The 15,705-nt window shown below is 60.3% G+C and carries 15 protein-coding genes; 3 read left to right on the plus strand and 12 right to left on the minus strand.

What is annotated here, in order from left to right; genetic code table 11:
• Window positions 1-18: 18 nt before the first annotated feature.
• A complete protein-coding gene (locus ABD903_RS16070; RefSeq protein WP_345225952.1) occupies window positions 19-948 on the minus strand; it encodes a polysaccharide deacetylase family protein in 930 nt (309 codons plus the stop codon).
• Window positions 949-1,114: 166 nt separating this feature from the next.
• Between ABD903_RS16070 and dapA the strand changes: the two genes are divergently transcribed.
• Window positions 1,115-1,996, plus strand: coding sequence for a 4-hydroxy-tetrahydrodipicolinate synthase (gene dapA, locus ABD903_RS16075; protein ID WP_345225954.1), 882 nt, complete (start codon window positions 1,115-1,117; stop codon window positions 1,994-1,996).
• Between the two features lie 433 nt (window positions 1,997-2,429).
• Here the strand turns inward: dapA and ABD903_RS16080 are convergent, their stop codons facing one another.
• The 4 genes from ABD903_RS16080 to ABD903_RS16095 all read right to left on the minus strand — a co-directional run bounded on the left by ABD903_RS16080 (window position 2,430) and on the right by ABD903_RS16095 (window position 5,996).
• Complete coding sequence (locus ABD903_RS16080; RefSeq protein WP_345225956.1) at window positions 2,430-3,167, minus strand: (Fe-S)-binding protein; 738 nt, start codon at window positions 3,165-3,167, stop codon at window positions 2,430-2,432.
• A 112-nt stretch (window positions 3,168-3,279) separates the two neighbouring features.
• Window positions 3,280-4,131, minus strand: a complete 852-nt coding sequence (locus ABD903_RS16085; RefSeq protein WP_345225958.1) for a hydroxymethylglutaryl-CoA lyase — start codon at window positions 4,129-4,131, stop codon at window positions 3,280-3,282.
• 70 nt (window positions 4,132-4,201) lie between these two features.
• Window positions 4,202-5,179 (minus strand): hypothetical protein, encoded by a 978-nt coding sequence (locus ABD903_RS16090; protein WP_345225959.1) that lies wholly within the window; start codon window positions 5,177-5,179, stop codon window positions 4,202-4,204.
• A gap of 121 nt (window positions 5,180-5,300) precedes the next feature.
• A complete protein-coding gene (locus ABD903_RS16095) occupies window positions 5,301-5,996 on the minus strand; it encodes a helix-turn-helix domain-containing protein (protein ID WP_345225961.1) in 696 nt (231 codons plus the stop codon).
• A 234-nt stretch (window positions 5,997-6,230) separates the two neighbouring features.
• Between ABD903_RS16095 and ABD903_RS16100 the strand changes: the two genes are divergently transcribed.
• On the plus strand, window positions 6,231-7,529 hold the full coding sequence (locus tag ABD903_RS16100; protein ID WP_345225963.1) for a peptidoglycan DD-metalloendopeptidase family protein: 1,299 nt from the start codon (window positions 6,231-6,233) through the stop codon (window positions 7,527-7,529).
• 88 nt (window positions 7,530-7,617) lie between these two features.
• On the opposite strand, the gene ABD903_RS16105 is transcribed toward ABD903_RS16100, so the two are convergent.
• The 3 genes from ABD903_RS16105 to ABD903_RS16115 all read right to left on the minus strand — a co-directional run bounded on the left by ABD903_RS16105 (window position 7,618) and on the right by ABD903_RS16115 (window position 10,661).
• Window positions 7,618-8,223 (minus strand): hypothetical protein, encoded by a 606-nt coding sequence (locus tag ABD903_RS16105; RefSeq protein ID WP_345225965.1) that lies wholly within the window; start codon window positions 8,221-8,223, stop codon window positions 7,618-7,620.
• 153 nt (window positions 8,224-8,376) lie between these two features.
• Window positions 8,377-9,087 (minus strand): hypothetical protein, encoded by a 711-nt coding sequence (locus ABD903_RS16110; protein ID WP_345225967.1) that lies wholly within the window; start codon window positions 9,085-9,087, stop codon window positions 8,377-8,379.
• Window positions 9,087-10,661 carry a S8 family serine peptidase gene (locus tag ABD903_RS16115; RefSeq protein WP_345225969.1) on the minus strand — a complete coding sequence of 525 codons (1,575 nt, stop codon included), beginning with the start codon at window positions 10,659-10,661 and terminating at the stop codon, window positions 9,087-9,089. Before ABD903_RS16115 ends, ABD903_RS16110 begins: the two co-directional genes overlap by 1 nt.
• A gap of 348 nt (window positions 10,662-11,009) precedes the next feature.
• On the opposite strand from ABD903_RS16115, the gene ABD903_RS16120 reads away from it, so the two are divergent.
• Window positions 11,010-11,840 carry an OmpA/MotB family protein gene (locus ABD903_RS16120; protein ID WP_345225970.1) on the plus strand — a complete coding sequence of 277 codons (831 nt, stop codon included), beginning with the start codon at window positions 11,010-11,012 and terminating at the stop codon, window positions 11,838-11,840.
• A 90-nt stretch (window positions 11,841-11,930) separates the two neighbouring features.
• Here the strand turns inward: ABD903_RS16120 and ABD903_RS16125 are convergent, their stop codons facing one another.
• From ABD903_RS16125 to ABD903_RS16140, 4 genes are all read right to left on the minus strand, one after another.
• Window positions 11,931-12,518 carry a 2'-5' RNA ligase family protein gene (locus ABD903_RS16125; protein WP_345225972.1) on the minus strand — a complete coding sequence of 196 codons (588 nt, stop codon included), beginning with the start codon at window positions 12,516-12,518 and terminating at the stop codon, window positions 11,931-11,933.
• A 51-nt stretch (window positions 12,519-12,569) separates the two neighbouring features.
• Window positions 12,570-13,970, minus strand: a complete 1,401-nt coding sequence (locus ABD903_RS16130; protein WP_345225974.1) for a M20/M25/M40 family metallo-hydrolase — start codon at window positions 13,968-13,970, stop codon at window positions 12,570-12,572.
• A gap of 107 nt (window positions 13,971-14,077) precedes the next feature.
• Window positions 14,078-14,620, minus strand: a complete 543-nt coding sequence (locus tag ABD903_RS16135) for a histidine phosphatase family protein (RefSeq protein ID WP_345225976.1) — start codon at window positions 14,618-14,620, stop codon at window positions 14,078-14,080.
• A 59-nt stretch (window positions 14,621-14,679) separates the two neighbouring features.
• The gene (locus ABD903_RS16140; protein ID WP_345225978.1) at window positions 14,680-15,681 is read right to left on the minus strand and encodes a DUF1028 domain-containing protein; all 1,002 of its coding nucleotides are present in this window, start codon (window positions 15,679-15,681) and stop codon (window positions 14,680-14,682) included.
• Between the last annotated feature and the right edge of the window lie 24 nt (window positions 15,682-15,705).

The raw sequence follows: 15,705 nt of genomic DNA on the forward strand, positions 1-15,705 counted from the left end.
ATTAGTAGCCGAGGCTGACTAGAAGCTTTGCACCATGCTGTTGTGCAGGGTACGGGCGCTCCAGTAGCCGCTGGCAATAATCCGACGGATGGTAAAGAGCGGGTCCTGCTGGTCGCGCTTTTCGGCGAGTACGAAGGCGGCTACCATGCCACGCTGCTTAAGCTGCGGAATGGCCTCGGGGTTCCACAAACCAAAGGGGTACGCGAAGTACTTTATTTCCTTGCCCGTAATTTCTTGCAGGGTTTTGGTGGGCTTCTCAATTTGCGTTACCCAGTCCTCGCCTTGGTACTTCTTCACGTTGTGGTGGTCCCAGGTGTGCGAGCCGATGACGTGGCCTTCATCCGACAGTTGCTTCACCTGGGCTTTGCTCATGTAGCGCGGACGGCCGAGGCTCACGGTCATCACGAAAAACACCCCCTTGTAGCCGTACTTATCCATTACCGGCTTGGCCACCGTGAACTGGTCGAGGTCGGTATCGTCGAAGGTGAGCATCACGGGCTTGCTGGGCAAGGGCGCACCGGTGGTGAGGTAGGCGTACAGCTGATCGGGCAGAATGGTGTGGTAGCCCGAGTCGGCCAGCATCTGAATCTGCTTTTTGAACGCGTCTACCGGTACAATGTAATCCTTCGCACCTTTCGAGTCTTTGGCCGTCCAGTTTCGGATTTGGTGGTAGCACAAAATGGGTACCTGCGGCCGGGCCAGAATGGCGGCGGCATTGCTCGTGGCCGAAGCCGGAATGGTGCTGGGGTCGGGCGCCGGGGCAGTAGCCGAGGTAGTTACGGCAGCGGCCTGCTCGGCGGCGGCCGTAGCGGCAGTGCCCGACATGGCTTCGGCCGTAGGCGAAGCATTTTCGGTGGCCGAAGCTTTTTCGGAGTTACAGGCGGGCAATACAAAGCCGGCGGCTACGGCAGCAGTGCCGAGCAGGAAAGCGGAGAAACGGTGCAACATGCGGTAAAAAAACGCGCCCAGCGGCGGCAAAACGAGAAAATCAAGCCCAAAAACCAACCAAAGCCGGGCGCGGTGTTACCTTCGCACGACCGGTTCTTCCTACAAAGCAACGGTTTCTGCGTCTGCCGCACAAACTTGGTTTTCTCCTTTTTCCCATAACCTCCCCGTGGCTGATTCGCCCCTTCCCCTTTTTCACGGCACCGGCGTAGCGCTGGTTACGCCCTTCTCCCCCTCCGATTTTTCCGTTGATTACGCCGCCCTGCGCCGCCTGCTCGATTTTGTCATCGAGGGCGGGGTGGAATACATCGTGATAAACGGCACCACGGCCGAGTCGCCGACTACTTCGACCGAGGAAAAAGCCGAAATCCTACGCGTGGCCAAAGAGCACGTGGCCGGCCGCGTTCCGCTCGTGTTCGGCATCGGTGGCAACGATACGGCCGCCGTGGAACGCACCATCCGCAGCACCGACCTGGAAGGCGTGGCCGCCATTCTGTCGGCCTCGCCGTACTACAACAAACCCTCGCAGCGCGGCATTATCGCTCATTACGAGCGTTTGGCCGATGCCTCGCCGGTACCCATCATCCTTTACAACGTACCCGGCCGTACCGCTTCAAACCTTACTGCCGACACTACGATTCGCCTGGCCCAGCATTCGAACATTATCGGCATCAAAGAAGCCAGCGGCAACCTGGAGCAGTGCATGCAAATAGCTTCGTTGAAATCGGATGATTTCCTGCTCATTTCGGGCGAAGATGTACTTACCACCTCCATGATTTCCTTTGGGGCAGTAGGAGTTATTTCGGTACTAGCCAACGCTTTCCCGCGTCCTTTCACCGACATGACCCGCGCTGCTTTGGCCGGCGACTTCGCCACGGCCACCGAGAAACTGTTTGAGTTGCTGCCGCTGAACCCGCTCATGTACGAGGAAAGCAACCCGGTGGGCGTGAAAGCCGCTTTGGAAGTACAAAGCGTGTGTTCGAACGCCGTGCGGCTACCGCTGGTAGAAGCCTCGGAGAGCCTGCAGCAGCGCATTCGTAAGCTGATATAAGCCCGTGCGCAACAAGTGTCTGGCTAAGACAAGTCCCTAGCTAAAAAAACGCCCGTCATCTACTTCGGTATGACGGGCGTTTTTGTATGCGGGAAATAGGTTAGCCACCTAATATCGTTCGACCGAGACAGAAAATGAAGGGGGCAAGAAGAATTCCTAAGAACAGCGTGTAGTCTATGCGTTTCTGTCCCTTAGCTGTTACCATTAAGATTACCAGAACCAAGGCAAAAACGGTTGTAATCAAAAATGTTAGTACTACCAATGCCCCGTTTGCCGCCCCACATGAATTTGGGTAAGCAGCTGCACCCGTCGAGAACCACCGGATTACATAAGCCCACCACAATGCGTACAACGCAAGTGCGAAGCTGGACTTAATATGGCGGGCGAGGATCTGTAAGACAAACACGTACCGATGGTTAAAACAAGGTCCCGTTTACCACCCACTAGCCAGCACATCGGCCACATGGAGTGTCTTCAGCGGCTTGCCTTCCTTCCGAATGTACGCGTCCAGGTGCATCAGGCAGCTGGTATCGGTACTGATAAGGTATTGGGCGCCAGTGGCTAACGCATGTTCCACTTTCTGCTGAGCCATGGCCACCGAAATCGGCTCAAACTTGACGGCGAAAGTGCCACCGAATCCGCAGCAAGTTTCGGTTTCAGCCATTTCCAGGCGCTCTAAGCCGGCTACCGAGTCGAGTAAACGGCGCGGCTCTTCACGGATGTGACACTCGCGCAGTGCGGAACAGGCGTCGTGGTAGGTGTAGGTACCTTCCAGCTTGGCGCCGGGAATCTGGTCGATGCCCAGCACGTCGACGAGGAATTCGGTAAACTCGAACACCCGGCGCTGCAGGGCCGGAAACTCGGCTTTGCGGCTGGAATCGGTGAGTAACTCCTGGTAACTGTTGCGCACCATGCCTACGCAGGAGGCCGAAGGCGCCACCACGTAACGCTCAGCCGGCCCGGCAAAATCGGTGAGGAATTTCTCGGCCACGCACTGGCTTTCCTGGCGGTAGCCGGCGTTGTAAGCCGGCTGGCCGCAGCAGGTTTGATTGGGGTTATAATTAACCTGGCAACCCACGGATTCCAGCACCTTCACCATGTTCATGGCGGTGGTGGGAAACAGCTGATCGACAAAGCAGGGAATGAAAAGGTCAACGAGGGCGGCGGGCATAATTAAAAGCGTAGTTAAGAGTATTCGGCTCTGAAGGGCAGGAAACATTCAAACGGTTGGACCAACCACGAAAAACTGCCACCGGGCTTTGCTCAGGCAGTTTTACCGCCGCTTAATGCCCCGCAAATACCTGCTGGCTCATCTGTTGTACCTCGGCCAGTGCCGCCGAATTTAGGCCGGTGGGCACGCCCTGCTCGGCAAAATACCGCACCAGGTTTTCGGTGGCCATGTTGCCGGTCAGTTCGTCGGCGGCCATGGGGCAACCGCCAATGCCGCCCAGGGCGCCATCGAAACGGCGGCAGCCGGCAGAATAGGCGGCCTCCACTTTTTCGCGCCAGCTGGTGGGCGTGGTATGCAAGTGGGCACCGAACTCGATGTGCGGGAAAGCCGCCGTAAGCTCGCGGAATGGCGGAATGATGGTTTCGGGGGTGGAAGCGCCTATGGTATCGGACAGGGCCACGATGCGCACGCCCAGCTCATCGAGCTTGCGGGTAAACTCGCCTAATACGGCGGGGTTCCACGGGTCGCCGTAGGGGTTTCCGAAGCCCATGGACAGGTACACCACCAGTTGCTTGCCGCGCTGCTCGCAGAGGTTCTGCATTTGCGCCACTTCCTGCAGTGCCTCGGCAATGCTCTTGTTGGTGTTGCGCTGCTGAAAAGTTTCCGATACCGACAGCGGGAAGCCCAGGTACTGAATTTCGGGGTAAGCCACGGCCGTTTCGGCGCCGCGCAGGTTGGCCACAATGGCCAGCAGCTTGGTGTTGGTGCTGGTCAGATCGAGGCCCGCCAACACTTCGGCGGTGTCGCGGAGCTGCGGTATGGCTTTCGGCGACACGAATGAGCCGAAATCAAGCGTGTGAAAGCCCACGCGCAAGAGCTGATTGAGGTAGGCAGTTTTGGTGGCAGTCGGAATAAAATCCGGCCAGCCTTGCATGGCGTCGCGGGGGCACTCGATGAGTTTCATGGGCGGAGCGGTTGAGGGCAGCCGCGCAAAGGTAACGGCCCTCCCGGCAACCGCACGCGGGTTACGCCCCCTACTTCCGCACTACGCCGAAGCGCCCACCCGCTACATCCAGAATTACGGTGCGCCCGGCAAACACCTCGTTGCCCAGCATGCCGCCCAAGCCAGAGAAACGCATCATAAGACTCTGGAACAGGTTCATGCCCTCGATGTACGTAACCGTGCCCAACGGAATTTTGGCAGCTCCCAGGTGCATAGCCGCAGCAGTGGGCGCGGTATAGGAAGTCAGGGTTTTGCCCCAGGAATTAACGGCCTGGGTATGCACCGGCGCCTGGGGCTGAATCAGGGTTTTCCAGTTGTTTTGGCTGGTTATCAGCGCGTAGGCGCTGGTACCGGAGTCGAAAAGCAGGTTTCGGGCTTCGTTCTGCAGATTAGCCTCAAACATTACCCGCCGGCTTTCAAAGGTTAAGGGCACGAAATCGGTTCGGCGGGCCAGGTCGTCGGGCACCTTGTTGCTCAGAGTAAGGCGGCGGCTAGCGTAATCGATCAGCAGCACCCGCCCTTCCAGCACATCGGTTCCGAGGGTACCAATAACGAAAGGCTTGGTGGAGTCGGCCGGTATTTCCCGGGCACCGAAATTGAGCACCGGCAACCTGCTAACGCGAACCTGAGCCTGGCCCAGGGCAAAGCGGAAGTTGTGAACAGTATCGGCCGGTGCTTGCAGCATTGCCCTGGTGGCGGGGTAACGGGCCCGAAGGGCAGCAATGGAGGGCGCGTAGAGCAGGGTGTACGGCGCGCCCGTGTCGAATTGCAAAAAGCACGTGCGGGAACAACCGGGAATTTGTACCGGCACCAATTGGGCGGCGTGCGCCACCGCCGGCTGAACAGCGTTATTAGCCTCCCACTCGAAAGAAAAGTTGGTCGGCAACCCAGCTACGGTTAACTGATTGGCCGGCGCTTCAAACTTTTTGCGAGCGTAAAAATAGCCACCAACGCTGCCCGCTACGAGCAGTGCCAGCACGAACAACACGATTTTGCGGAGGGTCTTCATGACGGGAAATGATTTGCCTGTTTGATGAAGCAAACCTACCGGCTTCGGCAACTCGCCCCTGCGTCATTTTGCCGCCATTGTCACGCCATTCTTTTCAATACACTGATATATAGACTACTGCTTAAAGCCGTATTGGGTACACGCGCAGGTCGCCACCGCGCAAACGCACCGCGTAGTAGCCTACGGTAAGCACATTAACGAGGTAAGAGAGAACAAACACGCCCAGGTACGTACCGGGCACCACGGCATTGAAATACCGCGCCGCCACCCAATGCCCCAGCACCAGCAGCAGGTAAGCAAAGAAACACCCCACCTGCCACAGAATCTGAAACCCCAGCACCCGGCGGCCTAATTCGTTTGCATGCTCGACGTCGTGCCGGTGAGCCCGCCACATGAGCAGGGGAACTACAATGTTGAGAAAGGGCAGCACCAGAAAGCTCAGCGCGCTTAGGTTAAGTAGCTGCAGAAAATGCGGATCGGGGCGCTTGGCTGGTTCAGGCAGCAATACGGTTTGTGGCTCCTGCGCTGGTGTTAATGCAACCGTAAAGCGCGGTGGCTGCGGCGTGGGTACCGCAGCAAAATCTACGGATTCAAGCCCGGATGAAACTTCCTTCACGGGGGCAACTTCAACCCGAAAGTCCTCCAGCGTTACGCCCAGCGCCGCAGCCAATGCTTGTAGCGTATGCCCACGGGGTACGGTTTCGCCTTGTTCCACGCGTTGAATAGTGCGCAGACTCACGCCCGATTGCTCCGCTAGAAGCTCCTGGGAATACCCTCTGCTTTTTCGAATGGAAGTAATGCGAACCGCAGAGAACATACCTGCAACAAGTGGAAACGATGAAGCCGCAATAATACCGCTTACGGGCCGCAGGGTAACGCCCGAAGCGCCGACCCTACCCGCGCGTTGCAGCATGTATCACCAAGTAAATTCCTTCGGCGCATCCTGATGTAGCCCGAACCCTCTCCCAACGTAAGGTGTTTGACGTTCATGCGCCTACCAACAACGACGCCCCGGACCTTATACCGGCTCTGGCCCCTGTTCCTGTTCTCCATGCTCCTGCTCTCCTGCGGGAAGCAACAAACCCTGCAGGGCATCTTCAACCAGAAACGCACCCCGCACGAAACCTACTCCCACCGCTTGCGCCAAAGCCGCCTCGACCAAACGGCCCTGGGCCGCGACTGGCTAGCCGCGGCGGACCGCGCCCTACAGGATTCACTGGTGGTAACGTTGCCCTTCCGCGAAACCGGTTTGTTCCGCGCCGATCAGGCCATGGCGGCCTCCTACCGCTATGCCGTGCGGGCGGGCGAGAAAATTAACATTGCGCTTACCGTGGAACCGGCCTCCACCGATGTGCACGTTTTCGTGGATGCCTTTGAGCTGAGCCCCGACGACAACCGCCTGCGCCCCGTGGCTTCGGCCGATACGGCCTCCCGGGCCTTTAGCTACGTGGCCGAAGACGACCGGCAGCATGTTTTGCGGGTGCAGCCGGAGCTGCTGCGTTCGGGTCGTTTTACCGTGCGCATCCAGCGCAGCCCATCTTTGGCATTTCCGGTGAAAGGCAAGAGCGACGCCGCAGCCGGCTCGTTTTGGGGTGCCGACCGCGACAACGGTGCCCGCCGTCACGAAGGCATTGATATTTTTGCCAAGCGCGGCACGCCCGTGGTAGCCGCAGCGCCGGGCATGATTACCCGCGTGGGCGAAACGCCCCGCGGCGGCCTGGTGGTGTGGCTGGCCGATGCCACCCACGGCCAGCACCTTTATTACGCCCACCTCGACAAGCAACTCGTGCAAGCGGGCCAGATTGTGAAAACAGGTGACACCCTAGGCTTAGTGGGCAATACGGGCAACGCCCGCTCTACCCCGCCACATTTGCACTTTGGCATTTACCGCGGCGGCTACGGAGCCATCGACCCGTTTCCGTCAGTACGCAACGCGGATAAAGAGCCAGCCGCGCCGCGCACTTCGCCGGAACGCCTGGGCCAGTGGGTGCGCCTGACCGATAGCCGAACGGTTTTACGCACCGTGCCTGCGGCGGCCAAACCCGCCAGAAAAACACCTGGCTTGCCCAGGCATACGCCCCTGCTCGTGGTGGGGGCCACGGCCGACTGGCTCCGCGTTCAGTCCCCGTCGGGGCAGTTGGGCTATGTTCCGGCCAGCGTAGTTTCCACCGAAGCGCTGCGCCGTGAAGCCCTGCCAGCCGCTGCCGATTTGCTCAGCCACCCCACCGCCACTGCCGCGCCCCTCGATACGGTACCGGCCAACGGCCGCGTGGCTGTGCTGGGCGAGTGGAGTGGCTACCGGCTGGTGCGCAACGCAACCGGCCAAATTGGCTGGCTACGTACCACCTAGGCGCCCCGTTTCGCGCTGGGAATACAAACAACGGCCCGTTCCACAACCGAGGTGGAACGGGCCGTTTCGCGTAGGTAGCTGCCGAAGCTTACTCGGCAATTACCACGGCTTTGTTTAGTTTTTTGGCAAACGCAATGCGCTTCTCCCGGCCCGAGGCATCGGTATAGTCGAATCCAATGGCACGGTTGTCGGAACGCACGGCCGCCCAACCCTCCGGGTCGGCGCCTTCGGGAGCAGATGTAACGTTCTTGGGAATAGCCGGCGAGTCGAACTTGTCTTCAGCAAAAAACTTGTTCATGCCTTGCAGAATGGCAATTTCCCGGGCCCGCACGCTACCAGCCTGCGGATCGTCCTGCATGGCGCGCTCGTCGATAAGGACCGATGCGGGCATTACCTCGTTTCGCAGGGTGTCGCCTTTGGCCGAAATGATGAGAAAACGGGCATTGGCATCGGTCACGCGGGTTCCCTGTAACAGGAGCACAAAGTTGTCTTTGGCGCGGGGGTCAGAAAAAGCATGCTGGGCTTTAACGGTGCGCAACACCGTGTTGCTATTCATGCGGGCGCGGCTGGCTTCGGGCTTGGGCGTGTAAAGCTTGTCGGCGTTATTGGAAGAGCCTACTTCCCGGTCGGTGGTAACACACGACGACTGAGCCAGCAGAGCAACAAAAGCAAAAGGGAAAAGATATTGTCTCATAAAAGTGGAGGTTCGGCAGTCCGGGTGCGGCGCAGCACAAAAAAGAAGGGCATTAGCCCGGACAGCAGGCAGCCGCTATTTTCGTACCAATGGACTTCTGTTGGCCGTACGTAGCTACGCAGGTGCGGTTGCGCTCTTTTGCTGGCAAATAGCTTAAAAAAGCCCGATTTCCAACCCGGCTTCCCAGCGCGGCAGTTCGGGGTAGAGTGAGTTAGACGCAAAAACATCGGAAAAGCGGTAGCGCGTTTGCACGGCGTACCGGCCCGCACCCAGCCGGGCACCCGCCCCGTACGCCCACCGGTTGAGGTAGCGGAGGCCACGTTCGGTTGTAAGCACCCGCCGGGCGGGGCCGCTACCGGGGCGGTCGTCGGTGTGGTGTGCGGTTCCCATAACCCAACCGCCCCAGCCCGCTACATCCAGGTAGTTGCCGATGGCGTTTCCGCGGCGGCCGGCATTCAAACGCAGCCACACTTCGCTTTCGGCCCGTTGCCAAACCAACGACTCGCGGTGGTGCAGCGCCGCCGATGGCAGCACTTTCTGCTGGGTTTGGCGCAGCGCGTACGTGTGGCGGGCGTAGCGAACATCGGCCCCTACGGCCAGGCTTTGCGTAAGCCGCAACTTGTGGCGCAGCCCGACAAGCACGGTGCCCGAAACGCCGTAGCGTACCGGCGCCCCGTCCGGGCTGGGGCCGATAACAGCCGTGTAGCCCACGTACAAGTGCCGAAACAGGCGGCGGTTCGGGCCGAAAGTCTGGCGGGCCGTGTCGGCGGCCACGTTGCCATTGAGTAACACGGTTTGGGCCACAGCAGGCGTACCACTTAACCACAGTACGGTTCCGGCTAGCTTTATCAAGAAAAAGCGCATCAGGGCTTGGTGTATTCGGCGGTGTAGCCGGCTATGTGCACCCGAAGCACGTCGCCAGAAGCCAGCTCGGTTAAGGGCAAGCGTAGTACGGCCCGCTGGACAATATGCAGCACTTGGTAGCGACGTATCCGCCCTCGGGTATCGGCAATGTGCCAGTAGGCGTAGTCCGTGCCAGAGAGTGGCTTTGGTGCGGCCGCCACGTTGGCGGGGGCGGGTAGCGCGGTTGGCTCATCGCGGCCCACGCGGGCCGATTCATGAGCTGGAGCTGGACCGGCCAACACACCGCCCGCAGAAACGAGCGAATCGAGGTACAGCGGGAGCGGCTTTTGCGGCAGCGCAGTGGTTCGCAGCACCACTTGCACCACATCGGAGGTGCTTACAAAATCGAAGTTGGGCGTAGCAAGTGTGCCGGGGCGAAGCAGGCGGACGGCCATGGGCATGCCGAAGCCATGCGCGTAATCGAAATAGGGAAACAGCTCGCCGGCGCCTTCTAACCGCTTGAAGAGACGCATGCTGGAAAGCGTACGATCTTGCTGCCACACGCAAGCGGCTAAGCCGGCCACCAACGGACTGGCAAACGAAGTGCCTTCCAGGCGACTGTAACCCCCGTTCGGATTGGCTACCACTACCACCCCAAAAGCCGCCACGTTGGGCTTGCGCCGCCCCCCGGCCGCCGGGCCACAGGAGCTGAATTCGGTAGCCAAAAAGGAATCGGGGTCGAGGGCACCCACGGCCAGCACTGAGTCAGCGTCGGCGGGAGTACCGATCAGGCGCCAATGCGGGTCGTCGCCGTCGTTGCCGGCGGCGCACACCACTAGCATGCCTTTGCGGGCCGCCATGTTAGCCGCCCGCGCCACTAAACTGGTACGCCCGTTCATTTGCTCCCTGAAATAGCGCCGGTCGGTATACCCCAACGACGAGTTGAGGATGTCGGCGCCGAGGCGGTCGGCCCATTCAGCAGCGGCCAGCCAGTTTAGTTCTTCTGAATACAGCTCGCGGTGCAACCGTTCGGTACGGGCCAGAAGGTATTCGGCATCGGTTGCCAGTCCCAGGGGCTGCCCATCGGGCAGTACCCCGGCCAGGCACGATAGTACTTCGGTGCCGTGCGCCCCGCCGTGGTACACATCCGGCTTATTCCGCACGAAATCGTGGGTGGCTACTATGCGTTTCTGGCGGCGCAGGTGCGCAAAAGCGGGGTGCGCATCGGTACCGGTAAAACCAACGTCGAGCACGGCAATGCGCAGGCCCCGCCCGTTGAGTTGGGCTTGCTGCAGTGCCTCGGCACCGAGGGTGCTGATCTGCCGGCGAGCCAGCTGCCGCTCTTCGGCGGTGAGCGGCTCGCTTTCGGACGGACGGACCGGATTGCGCCGGGCCGGCACCATTCGAGCAGTTTCCAGCGGCTCTACGCTGCGCACACCGGGCAGGCGTTTCAGCGCGGCCTGCTGGGCTGGCGTGGCCCGGCAAGCCACGGCATTAAACCAGCGGCTGGCAAACAGTACGGTGTCGGAATGCGCTTGCACCTGCGCCAAATAATCGGCCCGAAGCGGAAAATCGGTGCTGTCGATCTGGGGCAAGTGCTGACGTTGGCGACGCGCCAGCGCAGGAGCGGAAAAGTAAGTCCGGGGGTTAAACCGTACGCCAGCCTTGTTGCGAAGCACTACCCAACACGGCTCGGTCAGCGGCGCCGCACCAACCGATAACGAACACGTAATCAACCCTAAAAGGCAGTTCAACCAAAGTAGTAATCGAATCACGCGGGGCGGGTGCAGCAGGGAATATGGGCAGGGAGCAAGGTACGGCGGCCGGGCGGATACCGCAACGCTGCTTGCAACGTGCGCGGCACAAACACTGGGTAAACTCCTCCGCAGCTTGCCTCGTACGCCCCGCATCGGTTTCCTGTTGCCGAGCCCTACCCTATTCACATGAAAACTTTCGTTTTAAATGCCCTGCCCGTGGCCGCCGCCCTGCTAAGCGCAGTGGTGCTACCGAGCTGCGTCTCCCAGAAAAAATACACCGCCCTGCAAACCCAATACAGCGACTTAACCAAGTCAAAGGAGCAGCTGCAGGCCGAGAAAACCGCGCTTGAACAAGAGAAACAACGTACCGAAGAAGAGCTGCGGCAACGTTTGGTGTCGCGCAGCCAGCAGGTAAACCAGCTAAACCAAAGCCTAACCGGCGCCGAGCAACAGAACTCGCAGCTTTCGGCCAACCTGCAGGACCGCGAGCAGCGCCTGGCCGATTTGCAGCGCAAGCTCGACGAGAAAGACCGGGCCGTAAAAGCCCTGCGGCAGCGTGTGGCCGATGCTCTGCTCGGTTTTAACGCCCAGGATCTGCAAGTGAATCTAAAAAACGGCAAGGTGTACGTGTCGCTTTCGGAGCAGCTCTTGTTCAAATCGGGCTCGACGAAAGTAGACCCCAAAGGCCAGGATGCACTTCGGAAGCTGGCCGCTGCCCTAAAAGGGAACCAGGACGTGAACGTGGTAGTGGAAGGCCACACCGATAATGTGCCTATTGCCCGGGGCACGGCCGGCATGCGCGACAACTGGGACCTGAGCGTACTGCGCGCCACCGAAATTACCCGCATTCTTACCGAATCGGGCTTGGGAGCGGCGCAGGTCACGCCTTCGGGCCGTGGCGAAACCCTGCCGGTAGCGGCAAACACCACGCCCGCCAATAAACAGATGAACCGCCGCACCGAGATTATTCTCACGCCCAAGCTCGATGAACTGTTTCAGCTGCTGGAGCAAAACTAAATTCCGCTCCGGTTTACGTTAGCTCGACTGCTTGTTTTTGAAGTAATAAAAGCCCCGCTGCAGTGTGCAACGGGGCTTTTCAATTAGCACCTACAATCCTGCTGCTCCGCTTCCCAAGTGAAATTCGGCAATGGCCTCCCACTGCCGGCCGTTATGCCGAAACAACGCAAAACTGCCGACCTCAAACTGGGCCTGGAAACTACGCTGTGCAAATTCCAGCTTCAGGGCGGGCACCTGATCGGGCGGCAGGTCCCGGGTGGCCAGCGTCATGTGGGCCGTGAAGGCGCGTTTTTCGCGCGGCACGGCGGGCAAATGCTGCCGGCACCACGCGGTAAGCGTCCGGTGAAACGTCTGCAGTGCGCTGTCGTCGGAAACGTGCACGAACAGCGTGCGGTGGCCAAACCAGGCAAAATCGTGCAGGCCCACGCGAAACGGGTGTTGCCCAGCGGCAAACGCGGCCAGGGCGGGCAAGGCCAGTGGCTCGAACTCCGAAGCCCGCAAGCGGAGCGGCGGAATGAGCGTAATGTGCGGCGGCAGACGCACGGCGTTTCGGCTACCCGTACGCTCGTGTATCTCCTGCTTCATGGCCCAAACCGCCGAAAAAACCGGCTCGGGCGGTAACAAGGCCACCAGATACAACGACGGCGGAATGCGCAGGGAATCGGCTGTTTCAGTCACAGCCTTTCCTAACGCATTCCGCCGGTGAGTGGGTTACGGTTCAGGTGCGGGTTATAGCCCGTACTTGCTTAGCAGGTAAATCAACGATGCCATGGAAGCACCGCCCAATTCCAGCTCGCGGCGGTGTACCTGGTCGAAGTTGTCGGCGGCGGTGTGGTGCAGATCGAAGTAACGCTGCGAGTCGCCGTCGTAGCCAATGAGTGCCACGGCTTGATCTTTCAGCGGGCCGATATCGGTGCCGCCGTGGCCAGGGCCAATTTTATCAGAGTGGTACGGCGCCAGCAGCGGGGCCCACTTTTGCACGTTTTGCACCACGGGCAGCGGCGCCTCTACCCCAAAGCCGCGCGGCGTAAACCCGCCCCCGTCCGACTCGATGGCGGCCAGGTGCTTTTCGCCGGCGGCTTTGGCCAGCTCGGCGTATTTCATGCCGCCGCGGTTGCCGTTTTCTTCGTTCATGAACAGCACGGCCCGTACGGTGCGCTCGGGCCGCAGGCCCGAAGCCAGCAGCAGGCGCAGCGCCTCAATGCTTTGCACGCAGCCAGTGCCGTCGTCGTGGGCGCCCTGGGCCAAATCCCAGGAATCCAGATGGCCGCCCACCGTAATGATTTCCTCGGGGCGCTTCGAGCCTTTCACTTCGCCCACCACGTTATAGGATTTAACGTCGGGTAGGGTTTGGCAGGCCATTTCCAGCTCGAATTCCAGATTAGGGTCGGTTTTCAGGGCCTGGCTCAACCAATCGGCCGAATTGGTGCTGAGCGCGGCGCTGGGCACCTTCGTTACTTTTTCGTCGTAGCGCATGGTGCCGGTATGCGGCAAATCGTCGCGCGAACTGGTCATGGAACGCACCAAGGCCCCCACGGCACCGCGCTTGGCGGCTTCAATGGCCCCGCGCCCGCGCTGGTCTACGGCGCCGCTGTAAGCGGCGCCAGGCTCGATGTGCCGGTCGTCGAAGGGGCGGTTGAAGAACACGAACTTGCCCTTCACCTGCGCGTCGGAAAGCTTGGCCAGTTCGTCCCAGCTGCGCACTTCCACCACACCGGCTTTCAGCTTACCGCCGGTAGCCACCGACCCGCCCAGGGCGCAGATATTCATAGTTGGGGCCTTCCCCACCTTCTTGGACTTCACACTGGCTTTTTCTTTGGCCCCGCGCACCCAGTGAGGCACCATTACCTCCTGCAGGTACACGCGGTCGAAGCCCAGTTTTTCCATGGTTTGCTTGCCCCATTGCACGGCCTGGTCGGCCTGGGGCGAACCGCTGAGCCGTGCGCCAATGCGGGTGCAGAGGTAGCGGAGGTTCTCGTAGCTCTGCCCACGCAGCAGGGCCTCGTCGTAAATTTTTCTGATGTTAACGGAGTCAGATTTGAATTCGGCAGCGGTTTGCGCATGGGCGGACTGGGTGCCAAGCAACGCGCAGAAGCCGGCTACTACAGCGCGGCGAAACGAAAAGAGCATGTGCGGTACAGAGTTAGAGCCTTGGCCCAAATGGCAGGCTCATGCAAGGTAAAACGGGTTGGCTTGGTTTGCACCCGACCCCAAGTCGGAGTGCCGATGAAGTACAATTACTGGGCTCCGTAGCGCCGGGCGCGGGCGGTAGCCGGGGCGTCGTTGGCCGGAATGGTTACCTCAAACAGGTAGCTGTACTCCTCGTCGCCTACGGCCGGCACGGGGCGCGGGGCTCCCAGCGCCTCCACGGTTTCAAGCACCGTATTCGAGTGGCCCACTACCACCACTGCTTTGCCACGCGGCTGCGCCCGAATTAGCTTGGCAAGCTCTGCCAGTCCGGTCGGTTTCGGGTCATACGAGGCCACGGTGAGCTTCTTCGCTTCGGCCAGCGGCTGCCCCGTCATGCGGGTGCGCTTGGTATCGGTTGAGTAAACGGCTACCACTGGTGTGCGCAGCAGCGAGTCGCGCAGGGCCAGCGCACGTTGGGTACCGGCGGCGGTAAGCGGTGGGTCTTTGGGGTCGACGCTGGTGTCTTTTTCGGCGTGGCGCACTACGTAAACGGTTAGCGCAGTGGGCCCGCTTGCGGTTGGCTTTGAGGTGGAACATGCGCCGAGCAATACCGACAAGCTCAGCAGCAACGCACGAAACGGAACGATCATAAAAGAGAAAATCAGCGGTTAAACAGACAGGAAGACACGCCCCCACGGCCAAGGCTGCATCATTTCAGCGCCATAATCTGCTTGAGCTCGGCTTCCGACACCGTGAGCAGGCCCACTTTGGGCAAACGCTGGGTGAGGGTGCGCCAGTTGGGCTCCTGCTTGAAGATGGGCTGTAGCAGTTTCAGGGCCGCCGGCAGTTGGCCTTTGTTAGCCAGGGTAATGGCGTGCCAGTAGCGCATTTCCAGGTTGTCGGGAAACATTTTCTCGGCGGCCTCATACTCGCGTACGGCGCTGGGCATGTCGTTTTTCTCCACGGCCAGGTCGCCGGCGTTCATGTGGTCGTAGGCGCGCTGCAACCGCAGCAAACGGCGCAGCTCCTTGAGCGGCGCGGGGTTATCCTCTACCCGCAGGTCCACAATACGGTCGTCCCAGGGCTGCTCGCTGGCTTTGCCGCGCACCACCAGCAAGGCGGCTGATTGCCGGCCGCGAATGTCGCCGCCAGCGGCTTCGGCGGCGTCGAGGGCAGCCAGCACGCGCTCGGCCAGCGGCAGGGCGGCACTTTGCTCGTAAGCCTTAGCCATGGCAGGCCACACGGTGGCATTCAGCATCATGTTGGCTTGCACCGAGTACTGGGCACCTTGCTGATGGCCGGCCATGTCCACACACTTTTTACCGGTATGAGTAGCCACCCCACCTTTGGCATCCACAATGGCTACCTGGCGCACGTCGCGGCCTTCGTCGGTGGCTAGTAGCTCGTCGAGGGCCTGCTGGGCGGTTTTGCCGCTTTTAAGCAGTGCCAGGCCGCGCATGCCAAACGATTTATTGGTAAACGACTGCGTGGCCACAACGCCCACGCCGGCTTCGCCCCAGCTTACGGCCGTGCCTACCGAAAACCAGTGGCTTTGCACGGCTACGGCCATGTCGCCGGTTTTAGGGTCGCGGGCCACTATGGAAAACGTGTGCGCCAGCGGGTCGTGCCCGGCGTACACTTGCTGGGCCTGAGCGCTGCCGATAACGGCAGTTAAACCCAACATCAGCAACAGGAAACGAAAAAACTGCATGAAAATCCAGAGTAACAGTGAGAC

The sequence above is a fragment of the Hymenobacter koreensis genome (genome assembly GCF_039541855.1).
Taxonomy (GTDB): Bacteria; Bacteroidota; Bacteroidia; order Cytophagales; family Hymenobacteraceae; genus Solirubrum; species Solirubrum koreensis.

Bases quoted from the DNA above. Each gene is read 5' to 3' on its own strand.
- ABD903_RS16080 (WP_345225956.1), bottom strand. From the start codon at position 3,167: ATGCCCGCCGCCCTCGTTGACCTTTTCATTCCCTGCTTTGTCGATCAG.
- ABD903_RS16140 (WP_345225978.1), bottom strand. From the start codon at position 15,681: ATGCAGTTTTTTCGTTTCCTGTTGCTGATGTTGGGTTTAACTGCCGTT.
- ABD903_RS16135 (WP_345225976.1), bottom strand. From the start codon at position 14,620: ATGATCGTTCCGTTTCGTGCGTTGCTGCTGAGCTTGTCGGTATTGCTC.
- ABD903_RS16095 (WP_345225961.1), bottom strand. From the start codon at position 5,996: ATGTTCTCTGCGGTTCGCATTACTTCCATTCGAAAAAGCAGAGGGTAT.
- ABD903_RS16130 (WP_345225974.1), bottom strand. From the start codon at position 13,970: ATGCTCTTTTCGTTTCGCCGCGCTGTAGTAGCCGGCTTCTGCGCGTTG.
- ABD903_RS16110 (WP_345225967.1), bottom strand. From the start codon at position 9,087: ATGCGCTTTTTCTTGATAAAGCTAGCCGGAACCGTACTGTGGTTAAGT.
- ABD903_RS16090 (WP_345225959.1), bottom strand. From the start codon at position 5,179: ATGAAGACCCTCCGCAAAATCGTGTTGTTCGTGCTGGCACTGCTCGTA.
- ABD903_RS16085 (WP_345225958.1), bottom strand. From the start codon at position 4,131: ATGAAACTCATCGAGTGCCCCCGCGACGCCATGCAAGGCTGGCCGGAT.
- ABD903_RS16105 (WP_345225965.1), bottom strand. From the start codon at position 8,223: ATGAGACAATATCTTTTCCCTTTTGCTTTTGTTGCTCTGCTGGCTCAG.
- ABD903_RS16120 (WP_345225970.1), top strand. From the start codon at position 11,010: ATGAAAACTTTCGTTTTAAATGCCCTGCCCGTGGCCGCCGCCCTGCTA.
- ABD903_RS16070 (WP_345225952.1), bottom strand. From the start codon at position 948: ATGTTGCACCGTTTCTCCGCTTTCCTGCTCGGCACTGCTGCCGTAGCC.
- ABD903_RS16100 (WP_345225963.1), top strand. From the start codon at position 6,231: ATGCTCCTGCTCTCCTGCGGGAAGCAACAAACCCTGCAGGGCATCTTC.